The sequence below is a fragment of the Streptomyces sp. NPDC002577 genome (genome assembly GCF_053594815.1).
In genome coordinates, this window is sequence record NZ_JBSFWK010000057.1 from 25,205 (window position 1) to 39,551 (window position 14,347).

Annotated in this window: 12 protein-coding genes; 7 read left to right on the plus strand and 5 right to left on the minus strand. The window is 70.6% G+C overall.

Annotated features, from left to right (window positions below):
• Window positions 1-47: 47 nt before the first annotated feature.
• Window positions 48-1,688, minus strand: coding sequence for a phosphoglucomutase (alpha-D-glucose-1,6-bisphosphate-dependent) (gene pgm / locus ACWD4J_RS39155; RefSeq protein WP_451400321.1), 1,641 nt, complete (start codon window positions 1,686-1,688; stop codon window positions 48-50).
• 217 nt (window positions 1,689-1,905) lie between these two features.
• Between pgm and ACWD4J_RS39160 the strand changes: the two genes are divergently transcribed.
• The 5 genes from ACWD4J_RS39160 (at window position 1,906) to ACWD4J_RS39180 (ending at window position 7,549) form a co-directional block, all read left to right on the plus strand.
• Window positions 1,906-2,640, plus strand: coding sequence for a FadR/GntR family transcriptional regulator (locus ACWD4J_RS39160; protein WP_451400322.1), 735 nt, complete (start codon window positions 1,906-1,908; stop codon window positions 2,638-2,640).
• A complete protein-coding gene (locus tag ACWD4J_RS39165; RefSeq protein ID WP_451400323.1) occupies window positions 2,637-4,100 on the plus strand; it encodes an amino acid permease in 1,464 nt (487 codons plus the stop codon). Before ACWD4J_RS39160 ends, ACWD4J_RS39165 begins: the two co-directional genes overlap by 4 nt.
• A 4-nt stretch (window positions 4,101-4,104) precedes the next feature.
• Window positions 4,105-5,154, plus strand: a complete 1,050-nt coding sequence (locus tag ACWD4J_RS39170; protein ID WP_451400324.1) for an asparaginase — start codon at window positions 4,105-4,107, stop codon at window positions 5,152-5,154.
• A gap of 64 nt (window positions 5,155-5,218) precedes the next feature.
• Window positions 5,219-6,646 carry an aspartate ammonia-lyase gene (aspA, locus tag ACWD4J_RS39175; RefSeq protein ID WP_451400325.1) on the plus strand — a complete coding sequence of 476 codons (1,428 nt, stop codon included), beginning with the start codon at window positions 5,219-5,221 and terminating at the stop codon, window positions 6,644-6,646.
• A 204-nt stretch (window positions 6,647-6,850) separates the two neighbouring features.
• A complete protein-coding gene (locus ACWD4J_RS39180) occupies window positions 6,851-7,549 on the plus strand; it encodes an NADPH-dependent F420 reductase (RefSeq protein WP_451400326.1) in 699 nt (232 codons plus the stop codon).
• A gap of 35 nt (window positions 7,550-7,584) precedes the next feature.
• Here the strand turns inward: ACWD4J_RS39180 and ACWD4J_RS39185 are convergent, their stop codons facing one another.
• On the minus strand, window positions 7,585-8,178 hold the full coding sequence (locus ACWD4J_RS39185) for a helix-turn-helix domain-containing protein (protein WP_451400327.1): 594 nt from the start codon (window positions 8,176-8,178) through the stop codon (window positions 7,585-7,587).
• A 225-nt stretch (window positions 8,179-8,403) separates the two neighbouring features.
• Here ACWD4J_RS39185 and ACWD4J_RS39190 point away from each other — a divergent pair, with 225 nt between their 5' ends.
• Window positions 8,404-9,039, plus strand: coding sequence for a class I SAM-dependent methyltransferase (locus tag ACWD4J_RS39190; RefSeq protein ID WP_451400345.1), 636 nt, complete (start codon window positions 8,404-8,406; stop codon window positions 9,037-9,039).
• A 24-nt stretch (window positions 9,040-9,063) separates the two neighbouring features.
• Here ACWD4J_RS39190 and ACWD4J_RS39195 read toward each other — a convergent pair whose 3' ends face one another.
• Both ACWD4J_RS39195 and ACWD4J_RS39200 read right to left on the minus strand, forming a co-directional pair.
• Complete coding sequence (locus ACWD4J_RS39195; protein WP_451400328.1) at window positions 9,064-9,744, minus strand: SDR family NAD(P)-dependent oxidoreductase; 681 nt, start codon at window positions 9,742-9,744, stop codon at window positions 9,064-9,066.
• Complete coding sequence (locus tag ACWD4J_RS39200) at window positions 9,741-10,550, minus strand: HAD-IIA family hydrolase (RefSeq protein WP_451400329.1); 810 nt, start codon at window positions 10,548-10,550, stop codon at window positions 9,741-9,743. The genes ACWD4J_RS39195 and ACWD4J_RS39200 overlap by 4 nt, the downstream gene beginning before the upstream one ends.
• A 145-nt stretch (window positions 10,551-10,695) precedes the next feature.
• Between ACWD4J_RS39200 and ACWD4J_RS39205 the strand changes: the two genes are divergently transcribed.
• Entirely contained in the window at window positions 10,696-11,916 is a 1,221-nt protein-coding gene (locus ACWD4J_RS39205; protein ID WP_451400330.1) for a lactate 2-monooxygenase, read from the plus strand.
• 34 nt (window positions 11,917-11,950) lie between these two features.
• Here ACWD4J_RS39205 and ACWD4J_RS39210 read toward each other — a convergent pair whose 3' ends face one another.
• A complete protein-coding gene (locus tag ACWD4J_RS39210; RefSeq protein WP_451400331.1) occupies window positions 11,951-14,236 on the minus strand; it encodes an immunoglobulin-like domain-containing protein in 2,286 nt (761 codons plus the stop codon).
• Window positions 14,237-14,347: the final 111 nt, after the last annotated feature.

Genomic DNA, 14,347 nt, shown 5'->3' on the forward strand with positions numbered 1-14,347 from the left:
AACGCCGCACGTGGGGGCCGGGGTTGCAGGACCCGGCCCCCTTCGCGTCAGCTGCCCAGCGCCGCCGACACCACGCCCTTCGCCTCCTCCTGGACCTGCGCGAGGTGCTCGGGTCCCAGGAACGACTCGGCGTAGATCTTGTAGACGTCCTCGGTGCCGGACGGGCGGGCCGCGAACCACGCGTTGGGCGTGGTGACCTTGATGCCGCCGATGGGGGCTCCGTTGCCGGGCGCCTCGGTGAGCACGGCCGTGACCGGCTCTCCGGCCAGGTTGTCGGCGGTGACCTGCTCCGGCGACAGCTTGGCGAGGACGGCCTTCTCCTCGCGGGACGCGGGCGCGTCGATACGGGCGTACGCGGGCTCGCCGAAGCTGTCGGCCAGCATCGCGTAGTGCTCCGAGGGCGTCTTCTCGGTGACCGCGAGGATCTCGGAGGCGAGCAGGGCCAGGATGATGCCGTCCTTGTCGGTGGTCCACACGGAGCCGTCGCGTCGCAGGAACGACGCCCCGGCCGACTCCTCGCCGCCGAAGCCGATCGAGCCGTCGACCAGCCCGTCCACGAACCACTTGAAGCCGACGGGCACCTCGACCAGGTCACGGCCGAGGTCGGCGGCGACCCGGTCGATCATGCTCGACGACACCAGCGTCTTGCCGATGCCGGTGCCTGCGGGCCACTGGTCGCGGTGCGTGTAGAGGTAGGCGATGGCCGCGGCGAGATAGTGGTTGGGGTTCATCAGGCCGGCGTCCGGGGTGACGATGCCGTGCCGGTCGGCGTCGGCGTCGTTGCCGGTGGCGATCTGGAAGCGGTCGCGCTGCTCGATGAGCGACGCCATCGCGTACGGCGACGAGCAGTCCATGCGGATCTTGCCGTCCCAGTCCAGCGTCATGAAACGCCAGGCGGGGTCCGTCAGCGGGTTGACCACCGTCAGGTCCAGCCGGTGCTGCTCGGCGATACGGCCCCAGTACGCGACCGAAGCCCCGCCCAGCGGGTCGGCGCCGATGCGCACGCCCGCCGCCCGGATCGCATCCAGGTCCAGCACGCTGGGCAGGTCCTCGACGTAGGAGCCGAGGAAGTCGTAGCGCCCGGTGGTGGGTGCCGCCAGGGCCTGGGTGTAGGGCAGCCGCCGTACCTCCTTGAGGCCGCCGGCGATGATCTCGTTGGCGCGGTCCTGGATCCAGGAGGTGGCGTCGGACCCGGCCGGGCCGCCGTTCGGCGGGTTGTACTTGAAGCCGCCGTCGGCGGGCGGGTTGTGCGACGGGGTGACCACGACGCCGTCCGCGAGGCCCGAGGTGCGGCCGCGGTTGTGGGTGAGGATGGCGTGCGAGACGGCCGGGGTGGGGGTGTAGCCGTCTGCGGCGTCGATGAGCACGGTCAGGCCGTTCGCGGCGAACACCTCGATGGCGGTCACCTTGGCCGGCTCGGACAGCGCATGGGTGTCAGCGCCGAGGAACAGCGGCCCGTCGGTGCCCTGCCGGGCCCGGTACTCGCAGATGGCCTGGCTGGTCGCGGCGATGTGGTCCTCGTTGAACGCGGTGGCGAGCGACGATCCGCGGTGGCCGGAGGTGCCGAAGGACACGCGCTGGCCCGGCTCGGCCGGGTCGGGGTGCAGCGCGTAGTACGCGGTCACCAGCCGTGCGACGTCGATGAGGTCCTCTGGCTGGGCCGGCTGCCCCGCCCGCTCGTGCTGCATGTGCCCGCTCCTTGGCGTCGGTTGTGCGTTCGGTTGTGAACCCATTTTCCCGGTTCGCGGGCCCGGTCCGCGAGTGCGCCCCCGGCCGGTCCCAAAGTGGCCGGACGGGGTGTTCCAGGGGAACCGAGGCCCGAGGCCCCATGGAAATGAATGGAAATGAACAGCAGCGCATACAAACCCTTGACAGCCGCGTCCGGCCACCTGGATTATCACCATCGTGAACCTGTCAGACAGCCAGACAGGTGGCTCGGTACCGCGTCGCGTCAGCGCGATGGAAGCGGTGCTGGGCCACCTGCGCAGCGCCATCGAGCGCGGCGACTACGCCGTGGGGGACAAGCTCCCCTCGGAAGCCGAGCTGTGCCGCCGGCTCGAGGTCAGCCGGCCCGTGCTCCGCGAGGCGCTGCGCGCCCTGCAGACCATGGGCCTGACCGCCTCGCGCACCGGCAAGGGCACCTTCGTCATCTCCAACGGCCCCGTCGAGGACCCCACCTTCGGCGACTACGCGGCGAGCGACCTCCTGGAGGTCCGCCGCCACGTCGAGATCCCGGTGGCGGGTTATGCGGCGGCGCGCCGTACGCCCGAGGACCTCGACCAGCTCGCCCACCTGCTGGAGCGGATGGAGCACGAGACCGACACCACCGCATGGGTGGCGATGGACACGCTCTTCCACCTCGCCGTCGCCCAGGCGGCCGGGAACCCCGTCTTCCGCAAGGTGATCGAGGAGATCCGGGACGCGCTGGCCCGGCAGTCGACATTCCTCAACGAACTCGGCGGACGGCGTGAACAATCCAACCGCGAGCACCGTGCGATTGTCGAGGCGCTGATCGACGGATCCGAGCACGACGCGGTGGAGGCCATGTCCCACCACCTCGACCGGGTCGAGACGACCCTCACCGACATCGTGCGCGCCCCGCGCACGGACGCACCCACGGAAGGTGGACCCGAGGCGTGAGCGAGAAGTCCCTTCAGGAAGACGCCATACGGGCCGAGCGATCGGCCGCGCACACCGGCGCCGGATCCGGGCACGTCGACGCCGGAGACGCGGGCTACAGCAAGTCGCTGAAGTCCCGGCACGTCAACATGATCGCCATCGGCGGCGCCATCGGCACCGGGCTCTTCCTCGGCGCGGGCGGCCGCCTCGCCGACGCAGGCCCCTCCCTCTTCATCGCGTACGCCGTCTGCGGCGTCTTCGCCTTCCTCGTCGTGCGGGCGCTCGGCGAACTCGTCCTGTACCGGCCCTCGTCCGGCGCCTTCGTGTCGTACGCCCGGGAGTTCCTCGGCGAGAAGGGCGCGTACACGGCCGGCTGGATGTACTTCCTCAACTGGGCGACCACCGGCATCGCCGACATCACCGCGGTGGCCACCTACACGCACTACTGGGGCATGTTCTCCGACATCCCGCAGTGGGTGATCGCCCTCATCGCGCTCGCCATCGTGCTGACCGTGAACCTCATCTCGGTGAAGATCTTCGGCGAACTGGAGTTCTGGTTCGCCATCGTGAAGGTCAGCGCCCTCGTGATCTTCATGTGTATCGGCATCTTCCTGCTGGTCACCCAGCACCCCGTCGACGGCGCCACCCCCGGCCCGTCCCTGATCACCGACCACGGCGGCGTCTTCCCCAACGGCCTGCTGCCCATGCTGCTGATCATCCAGGGCGTCGTCTTCGCCTACGCCTCCGTCGAGCTGGTCGGCGTCGCGGCGGGCGAGACGGAGAACCCCGAGAAGATCATGCCGAAGGCCATCAACTCCATCATGTGGCGCGTCGGCCTCTTCTACGTCGGCTCCGTGGTCCTGCTGTCGATGCTGCTGCCCTGGAACAAGTACACGGCCGGTCAGAGTCCCTTCGTGACCGTGCTGTCCCACATCGGCGTCCCGGCGGCGGGCGGCGTGATGAACCTCGTCGTGCTCACCGCGGCCATGTCCTCGCTCAACTCCGGTCTGTACTCCACCGGCCGCATTCTGCGCTCCATGGCGATGTCCGGCTCCGCGCCGAAGTTCACCAGTGTCATGAGCCGCAGCCAGGTCCCCTACGGCGGCATCCTGCTCACCAGCGGAATCTGCGTCCTCGGTGTCGGCCTCAACTTCGTGGTGCCCGCCGACGCGTTCGAGATCGTGCTGAACTTCGCGGCGATCGGCATCATCTCCACCTGGGGCATGATCATGATCTGCCACCTGTTGTTCTGGCGGAAGACGCAGAACGGCGAGCTGACCCGCCCGAGCTACCGCCTGCCCGGCTCTCCGTTCACCGAGATCGTCACGCTGGCCTTCCTCGCCTCCGTATTCGTCCTGATGTACGCCGACGGCGGCGCCGGCCGCACGACCGTGCTGTGCCTGCCGCTGATCGTGGCGGCCCTGGTGGCCGGCTGGTACGGCATACGCGGACGGGTCGCCCGAGTTAAGTCCCCAAGGTGAATGTGTGAACCACGCAGTGTTGTACGGAAATCCGGTGGCCGAGGCTCCTGTGATCCGGGAGCCCCGCCACGCCCCTGTCGCCCACCTCATCCGCGGGGGCGTCGTCGAAGGCATCCACTACGGCTCGGTCGTCGTCCTCGGCGCCGACGGAGCCGTGGAGTTCCAGCTCGGTGACACCGAGGCCGCCTTCTTCCCGCGCTCGGCACTCAAGCCGCTTCAGGCCGTGGCGATGTCGCGGGCCGGACTGCCGCTCGACGGCGACCTGCTGTCACTGACCGCGGCCAGCCACTCCGGCGAGGAACGCCACCTCGCCGGGACCCGGCGGATCCTGGAGCTGGCCGGCCTCGGCGAGGACGACCTGCGCAACGTGCCGGACCTGCCGTACGACCCGGTCGTGCGCGACGCCTGGGTGCGCGAGGGGCGGCTGCCGTCCCGGCTCGCGCAGAACTGCTCGGGCAAGCATGCGGCGATGCTGTACACGGCGAAGCTCAACGGCTGGTCGCTCGAGGACTACCTCGACCCGGGCCATCCGCTGCAGCAGGCGATCGCGGAAACTGTCGAGGACCTCACGGGGCAGCGCATCGCCCGGGTGACCGTCGACGGCTGCGGTGCGCCCTTGTTCGCTGTCTCGCTGCACGGGCTCGCACGGGCCGCGGCCCGGATCACGACGGCCGCACCGGGTACCCCCGAGGCGCGCGTGGCCGACGCGATGCGCGAGCACGCCGAGATGGCCTCGGGATCCGGGCGCGACGTGGCCTCGCTGATGCGGGCCGTGCCGGGGTTGCTCACCAAGGACGGCTTCGAAGGTGTGCAGGTCGCGGCGCTGCCGGACGGCCGGGCCGCCGCGGTGAAGATCGCCGACGGCGCGGACCGGGCACGCGTACCGGTGGCCTCGGCAGCCCTCGCCCGCTGCGGCGTCGACCCCGCGGCGCTCGCAGAGTTCGCCACCGTGCCGCTGCTCGGTGGCGGCGCGGTGGTGGGCGACATCCGGCCGGCGCCCGCGCTCGCCACCGACGCGCTCGCGGTCACGACCCCGCACGTCACGTACGCCTGAGCAGCAGGGCGCAGGCGTACGTCCACCCACCTCCCGTACCTCCTGAAGGAAGACCCTCACCGACATGACCGCCGCAGCCCACCGCAGCGAACACGACCTGCTCGGAGACCGCGACGTCCCCGCCGACGCGTACTGGGGCGTCCACACCCTGCGCGCCACGGAGAACTTCCCCATCACGGGCACGCCGATCTCCGCCTATCCGCACCTGATCGACGCGCTCGCCGCCGTCAAGGAGGCCACCGCACGCGCCAACGAGGAGCTCGGCCTGCTGGCTCCCAAGAAGGCGGCCGCCATAGTCGAGGCCTGCCGGGAGATCCGGGACGGCAAGCTGCACGACCAGTTCGTCGTCGACGTCATCCAGGGCGGCGCCGGCACCTCGACGAACATGAACGCCAACGAGGTGGTCGCCAACCGGGCGCTGGAGCTGCTCGGCCACGCCAAGGGCGAGTACGAGCACCTCCACCCCAACGAGGACGTCAACCTCGGCCAGTCGACCAACGACGTCTACCCGACCGCCGTCAAGATCGCCACGGTCTTCGCGGTGCGCGGTCTGCTGAAGGCCATGGCGGTGCTGCAGGACGCCTTCGCCCGCAAGGCCGTCGAGTTCCACGACGTGCTGAAGATGGGCCGTACGCAGCTGCAGGACGCGGTGCCCATGACGCTCGGGCAGGAGTTCTCCGCGTACGCGGTGATGCTGGACGAGGACCGCAGCCGCCTCGCCGAGGCCGTCGAGCTGATCCACGAGATCAACCTCGGCGCCACCGCGATCGGCACCGGGCTCAACGCCCCCGCCGGATACGCCGAGTCGGCGCGCCGCCATCTCGCCGAGATCACCGGCCTGCCGCTCGTCACCGCGGCCAACCTGGTCGAGGCGACGCAGGACTGCGGCGCCTTCGTCCAGATGTCGGGCGTCCTCAAGCGGATCGCGGTCAAGCTCTCCAAGAGCTGCAACGACCTCAGGTTGCTCTCCTCCGGCCCGCGCGCCGGGCTGAACGAGATCAACCTGCCGCCGGTGCAGGCCGGTTCGAGCATCATGCCCGGCAAGGTCAACCCGGTCATCCCCGAGGTCGTCAACCAGGTCGCCTTCGAGGTGATCGGCAACGACGTGGCCATCACCATGGCCGCCGAGGCCGGACAGCTCCAGCTCAACGCCTTCGAGCCGATCATCCTGCACTCCCTGTCCGAGAGCATCACCCACCTCCGCGCCGCCTGCCTGACGCTCGCCGACCGCTGTGTCGAGGGCATCACGGCCAACACCGACGTGCTGCGCGCCTCGGTCGAGAACTCCATCGGCCTGGTCACCGCGCTCAACCCGCACATCGGCTACGAGGCAGCCACCGACATCGCGAAGGAGGCGCTCTCCTCCGGGCGCGGTGTCGCCGAACTCGTCCTGGAGAAGGGCCTGCTGCCCGCCGACCGGCTGGCGGAGCTCCTGAGCCCCGAACGGGTCGCGGGCACCGGCGCGGGGCCGGAAGCGCTGTTGTCGCGCTGACATCGAACACGTGCCCCGCAGGCCCTCCCCTGCGGGGCACGGCCTTTGTCCGCAAGGCTTAGCGCGCTACACCTCCGGCACGGCAGCCTTGGGCGAAACGTCACGGCGAGGTTCCCCGGACGAGGGTCCGTGCCGCAACGTGTCGGCATCGAACGTCGCGTCCCGGGCAGGAATACGACCGCCGTGCCTCCCGTTGCCGCCCGTATGGCTACTCTCGGACTGATCGGCAGTGGAAACATCGGCTCAACCCTGGCCAGGCTCGCGGTCGACGCCGGCCTCGACGTGGTACTCAGCAACTCACGTGGACCCGAGACCCTGGCGGACCTCGTGGCGGAGCTCGGGCCGCGGGCGCGCGCCGCGACGCCCGCCGAGGCCGCGGCCGCGGGGGACTGGGTGGTGGTCACCGTCCCCCTGAAGAACTACCGCCAGGTCCCGGTGGAACCGACGACCGGCAAGATCGTGCTGGACACCGACAACTACTACCCGGAGCGCGACGGGCGGATCCCCGAACTCGACGCGGAGGAGACCACCACGAGCGAGCTGCTCCAACGGCATCTGCCGGACGCCAAGGTGGTCAAGGCCTTCAACAACATCTTCTTCAGGCATCTGGCCTCGCTTGCCCGGCCCGCCGGTGCCCCCGACCGCTCGGCCCTGCCGATCGCGGGCGACGACCCCGAGGCACGGGCCTCGGCGGCGCGGCTGCTCGACCTCCTCGGCTACGACGCCGTCGACGCGGGGACGCTGGCCGACAGTTGGCGCTTCCAGCGCGACACGCCCGCGTATGTCGTTCCGTACGCGAAGAACCCGCAAGGACTCGGGATCTCGTTGGACGACCCGGGGGCCAGCGCCGACACCGCGACGCTGCGAGCGGCTCTGGCCGCGGCCGAGCGCCCCGGCAGCTGACCGCACTCCCGGCCACGGCCCTCGGACCGCCGGGCTCACCTGCCCTTGGGGCGGGCGCGCACATGCATGCGCTCGCCCTGGGGGCCGAACAGGCACAGCAACTCGACGGGCTGGCGACCGGCGTTGGTGAACACGTGCGGCGTGTGCGTGTCGAACTCGGCGGCCTCACCGGCGGTGAGGACGAGATCGTGCTCGCCCAGGGCCAGCCGCAGCCGGCCGGAGAGCACGTACAGCCAGTCGTAGCCCTCGTGCACGCGCTGCTCGGGCAGCGGGTCGTCGGGGTTCCCGGGAGGGATGATCAGTTTGTAGGCCTGCGCGCCGCCGGTGTGGCGGGTCAGCGGCACGAAGGTCCTGCCGTTGCGGGTGAAGGGCCGCGGATGCACGCGCGGATCCCCGGTGGGCGGGGCGCCGACCAGCTCGTCCAGTTGGACACCGTGCGCCCGCGCCAGCGGAAGCAGTAGTTCGAGGGTGGGTCTGCGCTGCCCCGACTCCAGACGCGACAGCGTGCTCAGTGAGATCCCGGTGGTCTCGCTCAGCTGGGCCAGCGTGGTGCCTCGTTCCCGGCGCAGTGCGCGCAGACGCGGGCCCACAGCGGTCAGCACACTCGCGAGGTCGTTGTCGTCCGCCATTTCTTCATTTGCCGACTCGGCAAGGTGCTTTGTCAAGTCGAGGGCGCCGCGTGCGCGGCACGGTCCGGGCCGCGCAAGGGGGGTGGCTTTGCCGGACCGGCAACATTTCTTGTGCCGTGGGCGATGGCGGGCGCATGGTCGGGTCAGCGATGAGAGCGAAGCCAGGTGCACCAGGTTCGCGAACACGGCATGCATGACACGCACGACACGAAGGGCGACACGCGGATGACCGACGAAAACGTCTCGGCCGAGGAGTTCTGGCAGGCCCGGTACGCCCAGAGCGACCGCATCTGGAGCGGGAAGCCCAACCCCGTACTGGTCCGGGAGGCCGCCGGGCTCGAGCCGGGCAGGGCCCTCGACCTGGGCTGCGGCGAGGGCGCCGACGCGATCTGGCTGGCCGGGCAGGGCTGGCAGGTCACGGCCGTCGACATCTCCCGCCTCGCCCTCGACCGCGGCGTCGAGCATGCGGCAGCCGAGGGCGTCGGCGACCGGATCGACTGGCAGCAGCACGACCTGGGCACGTCGTTCCCGGCGGGCACCTTCGACCTCGTCTCCGCGCAGTTCCTGCACTCGCCCGTCGAGATGCCGCGCGAGAAGATCCTGCGGAACGCCGCATCGGCCGTCGCGCCCGGCGGGGTCCTCCTCATCGAAGGGCACGCCGGTTTCCCCGCCTGGGAGCACCATCCCCACCCCGACGTGCACTTCCCGACGCCGGACGAGGTCATCGACGCTCTCGGCCTCGCGGACGGCCCGTGGGAGGTACTGCTCAGCGAGGAGCACGAACGCATCCGGAACGGCCCCGACGGACAGCCGACCGTCCGGACCGACAACACCGTCAAGGTCCGGCGCCTGCCTGCCTGACCCCGGAACGGTCCGAAACGGCCCTTACCAGGGCAGGGGCCGCCCGTCCCGGAAGAAGCCCCCGGTAGGCCCGTCGTCCGGCAGTGTCGCCGCCCAGACGACACCTGCCGCGCCCTCGGCGACGGGCCGGCCGCCCGCACCGCCCATGTCGGTGGCGACCCACCCGGGGCACACCGCGTTGACGAGTACGCCGTCGCCCCGCAGTTCGGCGGCGCACATCCGGGTCAGGGCGTTGAGGGAGGTCTTCGACACCGTGTACGCGGGTGTCCCGGCGCCCATCATGGACAGCGACGCGGCGCCGCTCGACACGTTGACGATCCTCGGGTGCTCACCCGCCCGCAGCAGCGGCAGCAGCGCCTGGATCAGCCGCCAGGGCCCGTACACGTTCGTCTCGACCGCCTCGCGCACGACGTCCAGATCCGCGGTGATCGCGCGCTGCCACGTGTCGTACGTGATCGCGGCATTGTTGACCAGGACGTCCAGCCGGCCGAACCGCTCGCGGATCTCGGCCGCCGCCCGTGCGGCGTCCTCGGGCGAGGTGACGTCCAGCGTCAAAGGGTGCACGTGCGGGCCGAGTTCGTCCGCGGCGGCCTCTGCGGCCCGCTCCGAACGGGCCGTGAGCAGCACCGTGTGCCCGAGCCCGGCGAGCTGCCGGCAGACCTCCCGGCCGATGCCCCGGTTCGCGCCGGTGACCAGCGTGATCACCGGGCACAACCCGAGGAGAGCCGGTCCAGCAGCTCGGGCATGTCCGCGAACGAATCCAGGACGTGATCGGGCGTGCCGCTCGCCGCGCGACGGGTCTCGGGCAGGTACTTGCCCGTCTTGACCAGGACGCCGGTGATCCCGGTGCGCTGCGCCGCGAGGACGTCGGACTCGATGTCGTCCCCGACCATCAGCGCCTCGCCGGGGCGTGCACCGAGACGTGCCAGCGCCGTCTCGAAGAAGGCGGGCGCCGGCTTGCCGGTGATCTCGGCCTCCGTACGCGCGGCCCGCTCCAGGCCGAGCAGATACGCCCCTGTGTCCAGCTGCAGTCCCTGGTCGGTACGCCAGTACAGATTGCGGTGCATGGCCACGAGCCGGGCTCCCCGCTGGAGGTGGCCGAAGACCCGGTTGAGGGATGCGTGGTCGAACTCGGGCCCGGCACCGCCCACCACGACGACGTCCGGGACGGTGTCCGCGTCCTCATCGTCGACGATCGTCACGCCCGCGAGGTCCTCGCGGATGTCACCGCTGTTCAGCAGCGAGCACCGCGCGCCGGGACAGTGTTCCGCGAGATACGCGGCGGTGACGGCGGGTGCGGTGAGGATGTCCTCGGGCCCGACGGGAAAGCCCTCAGCGGCGAGGGCGTCCGCGATCGAGGCACGGGTACGGGACGTCGTGTTGGTGATCAGGCCGACCTCGGCCCCGGATGCGCGGATCCGCCGCAGCGCCTCGACCGCGCCGGGCAGCGCCTTCCACGAGACCGTGAGCACACCGTCGATGTCGATCAAGACCGCGCGTACTGGCTCCATGCCCAGGACGATACGACCTGGAGCCGCGGACATCCGAAGACCCGCAGTGTCGCGAGGACTCCTTGGAACCGGGCTGTATCCCCGGGTGCGACTCTGGTCAAGATCGCCAGATGTACAGCACAGTTACGTGCTGGGATGCGCGGGCATGGCAAGCGCAGTCGGAGACGAGAGGCGGGACCTGCGGATGGCGACGACGCCGCACTGGGCGGACTTCCAGTACGAGATCTATCTGAACGGTATGACGGGCGCGGTGCCCCGGTTGCCCACGGACCTGACGCGGCTGGAGACTTTGGCGGAGCAGCGGCTCGGCCCCGGCCCGGTCGGCTACGTGGCAGGCAGCGCGGGCAACGGCAGCACGGCGCGCGCCAACCGCGCCGCACTCGACCGGTGGCGGATAGTGCCGCGCATGCTGCGAGACGTGCACCAGCGCGATCTGTCCGTGGAGTTGCTGGGGCGGCGGATCCCTGCGCCGATCGCCCTCGCACCCGTGGGCGTCCTGTCGATCATGCACCCGGACGCCGAGCCCGCCGCCGCCTGTGCGGCCGCGGCCCGCGGCGTTCCGTACATCCTGTCCTCGGCCTCCAGCACGCCGATGGAGCAGGTCGCCGAGGCGATGGGGGAGGGGGAGCGCTGGTTCCAGCTGTACTGGCCGAGGGACCGCGAGGTGGCGAGGAGTTTCCTCGACAGGGCCAAGGCGGCCGGGTACAGCGCGTTGTTCGTCACCCTCGACACGCCGATCCTGGCCTGGCGCCCGCGCGATCTGGACCAGGCGTACCTCCCCTTCCTGCACGGCGTGGGCACCGCGAACTACTTCACCGACCCCGCGTTCCAGGCCGGGCTCGCCAAGCCCGTGCACGAGGACCCGAACGCGGCCGTGATGCACTTCGTCGGCATGTTCTCGGATCCCGCCAAGACCTGGCCCGACCTGGACTTCCTGCGTGCGCACTGGGACGGCCCGATCGTGCTCAAGGGCATCCTGCACCCGGACGACGCCCGCCGCGCCGCGGACGCGGGTATGGACGGCGTCGTCGTGTCCAACCACGGCGGCCGTCAGGTGGCCGGCTCCGTGGCCGCCGCCGATGCCCTGCCGTGTGTCGTCGAGGCGGCCGGTGACCGGCTCACCGTGCTCTTCGACAGCGGAGTGCGCACCGGCGACGACGTCTTCAAGGCCCTCGCACTGGGCGCCCGCGCGGTGCTGGTGGGACGCCCTTACGCGTACGGTCTCGGCCTCGACGGGCAGGCGGGCGTCGACCACGTCATCCGCTGCCTGCTCGCGGAGTTCGACCTGACGCTGGCCCTGTCCGGGCACACCGGGCCGGGCTCGGTCAGCTCCGACGACCTGGTCGTCGGAGCTGCCTCCGTATGACGAGGGCCGACACGGACTGACACGGCATCAGGGCTTACGAGACCGGTGTGAAGGCCGCCCGGACCCGGTCGAGTTCCGCCTTGGTGACCGGCAGGACCGTGCCGTGCCGGGGGCGGCTCGGCAGTTCGTACTCGGCGGGGATGCTCCATGTGGGGTTCTCGAGGCTCGGCGTCGTGAACGGTACGTAGCCGCGCCGGGGCGTCTCGTCCATGAAGACGTACCAGGTGTCGTCGGTGTTGGACTTGAAGGCGGTCGGGCCCTCGACCCAGTCCGTGCCGACGCCGGTCCTGATGCAGTCGTCCACCAGCTGCCAGTTGCGCGGCTCGGTGCCGGGCAGGTCGACGGCGGTCAGGGACGTGGAGCGTTCCAGGACGATGTCGCGCGTGCAGGAGCCGATGACCTTGTCGTCCGTCGTGAACCGGTAGTAGTAGTCCCCGTCCTTGACCACCGTCGCGTCGATGACCCCGGCGCCCGGGTCGTTCCACACCTTCGGTTCGGTGAAGGTGCGGAAGTCGCGGGTGGTCGCGTACACCATGCGCGGGTACGAGCTGCCCGTGTGGTCGGGGTCGTCGGCGCCGTAGAGGTTGGACGCCCAGTACACGACGTACGCGCCGAGCTTCTCGTCGTACGTCGCCTCGGGCGCCCACGTCATGCCCGCCGCGTCGCTGGAAACCCGGACGTGGCGCTGCTCGGACCAGTGGACCAGGTCCGTCGACTCCCAGACCTCCACGTACGTGCTGCCGTGCCGCATCTCGTAGTCCCAGCCCTTGCCGCCGTTGATCTTGAGATCGGTGGCGATGAGGTAGAACTTGTCGCCCTCGGGCGAGCGGATGACGAACGGGTCGCGTACGCCCTTCTCGCCGAGGGACGAGGTGAGCACCGGCTTGTCGCCGTTGAGGTCGTCCCAGTGCAGCGGGTCGTTGCCGCGGCTCGCGGCGAAATGGATCTGCTCTCCGTCGGTGTACTTCTCACCGGCGAAGAAACTGAAGAAGTAGCCCTCCAGCGGTTCCTTCTTCGGCAGCGGACGGACGGTCAGGTGGAACCGCCGCTTGGCCTGTTCGTCGCCGAGCCGCACCGTCGCGGTGAGCTTGACCGCGGCCTCGGGCTCCCCGTACGCGGGGCGGTTCACCTCGCCGGTCTCCGTGACGGTCTTCTTGTCCGTCGACTTCCACGAGACGCGCGTCCCGTGCAGGCCGGTCGTCGGGAGGGTGATGTTGCCGCGGATGTCATCGGCGCCCCAGACCTTCAGGGCGTCGGCGGCCTCGGCCACCTTCTCCTCGTCCGTGAGGTCGGCGGGAACCACGACGGTGAACTGCTTCTGCGCGATTGCTTCTCCGCTCGCGACGGTCGCCGTGAGCACGACGGTCGCCGGACCGCTGCCGGGCGCGGGCCGGATGACGGCTCCGCTCGCGCTCACGACGCTCTCGTCACTGGACGACCAGGTGACGGAGGATCCGTTCGGCCCGGTCGCCGGGAGTGTGAGGTCCTGCGTCACCGACGAGGTGTCGCCGAGGTCCAGCGCCGCGATGTCGCGCGATACGCGTTCCGTGTCGGAGACCGCGCCTATCCCGGCGACCTCGGACGCCGTGAGCGCCCTGTCGTAGAGCCGGAAGTCACGCACCTGGCCCATGAGATAGCGGTCGCCGCTGTAGAGGGAGCGGCCCAGGTAGTTCGCCGCCGTCGTGCCGCCGCCGATCTGGGCGGGCGTGATGGTCACGCCGGTCTTGCGGGCCACTTCGACGCCGTCCTCGTAGAGCACAGCGGTGCCGCCGCTGAGCGTGTAGGTGAGCGTCTTCCAGACGTCGCGTGCCAGGTTGCGCCCGGCCGACACCGTCTGCTCGGTCGACCAGTTGCCCGTGGCGATCGAGGTCCGGTACGTGTCCCCGGTGGTGAACAGGTACCCGTTGCCGCTGCTGCCGGAGCTGTTTCCGAGGCCCCATACGAAGTACGGCGTGCCCTGGGCCTCGGCGATGCGGACCTGCACCGACACGGTGATCGAGGTGAGGTCGCGCATCAGGTCGTCGGGCAGCCGGACGTAGTCGTCCGTGCCGTCCAGGCTCAGGCCTTCACTGCCCAGCCAGGTGGCGCCGCCGTTCACGGTCGCGTTCCGGCCATTGCCCGAGGCGTCGGTGGCGGTCGTGCCACTCGTCTGGTCGAGCGGGTAGTGGACGACGAGGCCGTCCGCCGCCGCTGCCGCCGCTCGCGTCGGCAGGGCGGCGAGCAGCGCGGCGAGCAGGCACGCGACCACGGCGGCCGCCAGCAGGCGGGCGCGGGGGAGGGGTGGGGCGAGGGTCCTGGCTGTCGCTGCGGAACTGGTCACGGGGTCGGGATCACCGGATCTGGAACGGGCGCGGCTGATGCGGCTCATGTCGTGTCGTGTCCCTTCGACGACATGGGAATGGGCGAAGGTCGAACGGCTCGTAGTTCGAAA

Bases quoted from the DNA above. Each gene is read 5' to 3' on its own strand.
- pgm (WP_451400321.1), bottom strand. From the start codon at position 1,688: ATGCAGCACGAGCGGGCGGGGCAGCCGGCCCAGCCAGAGGACCTCATC.
- aspA (WP_451400325.1), top strand. From the start codon at position 5,219: ATGACCGCCGCAGCCCACCGCAGCGAACACGACCTGCTCGGAGACCGC.
- ACWD4J_RS39180 (WP_451400326.1), top strand. From the start codon at position 6,851: ATGGCTACTCTCGGACTGATCGGCAGTGGAAACATCGGCTCAACCCTG.
- ACWD4J_RS39185 (WP_451400327.1), bottom strand. From the start codon at position 8,178: ATGGCGGACGACAACGACCTCGCGAGTGTGCTGACCGCTGTGGGCCCG.
- ACWD4J_RS39190 (WP_451400345.1), top strand. From the start codon at position 8,404: ATGACCGACGAAAACGTCTCGGCCGAGGAGTTCTGGCAGGCCCGGTAC.
- ACWD4J_RS39200 (WP_451400329.1), bottom strand. From the start codon at position 10,550: ATGGAGCCAGTACGCGCGGTCTTGATCGACATCGACGGTGTGCTCACG.
- ACWD4J_RS39205 (WP_451400330.1), top strand. From the start codon at position 10,696: ATGGCAAGCGCAGTCGGAGACGAGAGGCGGGACCTGCGGATGGCGACG.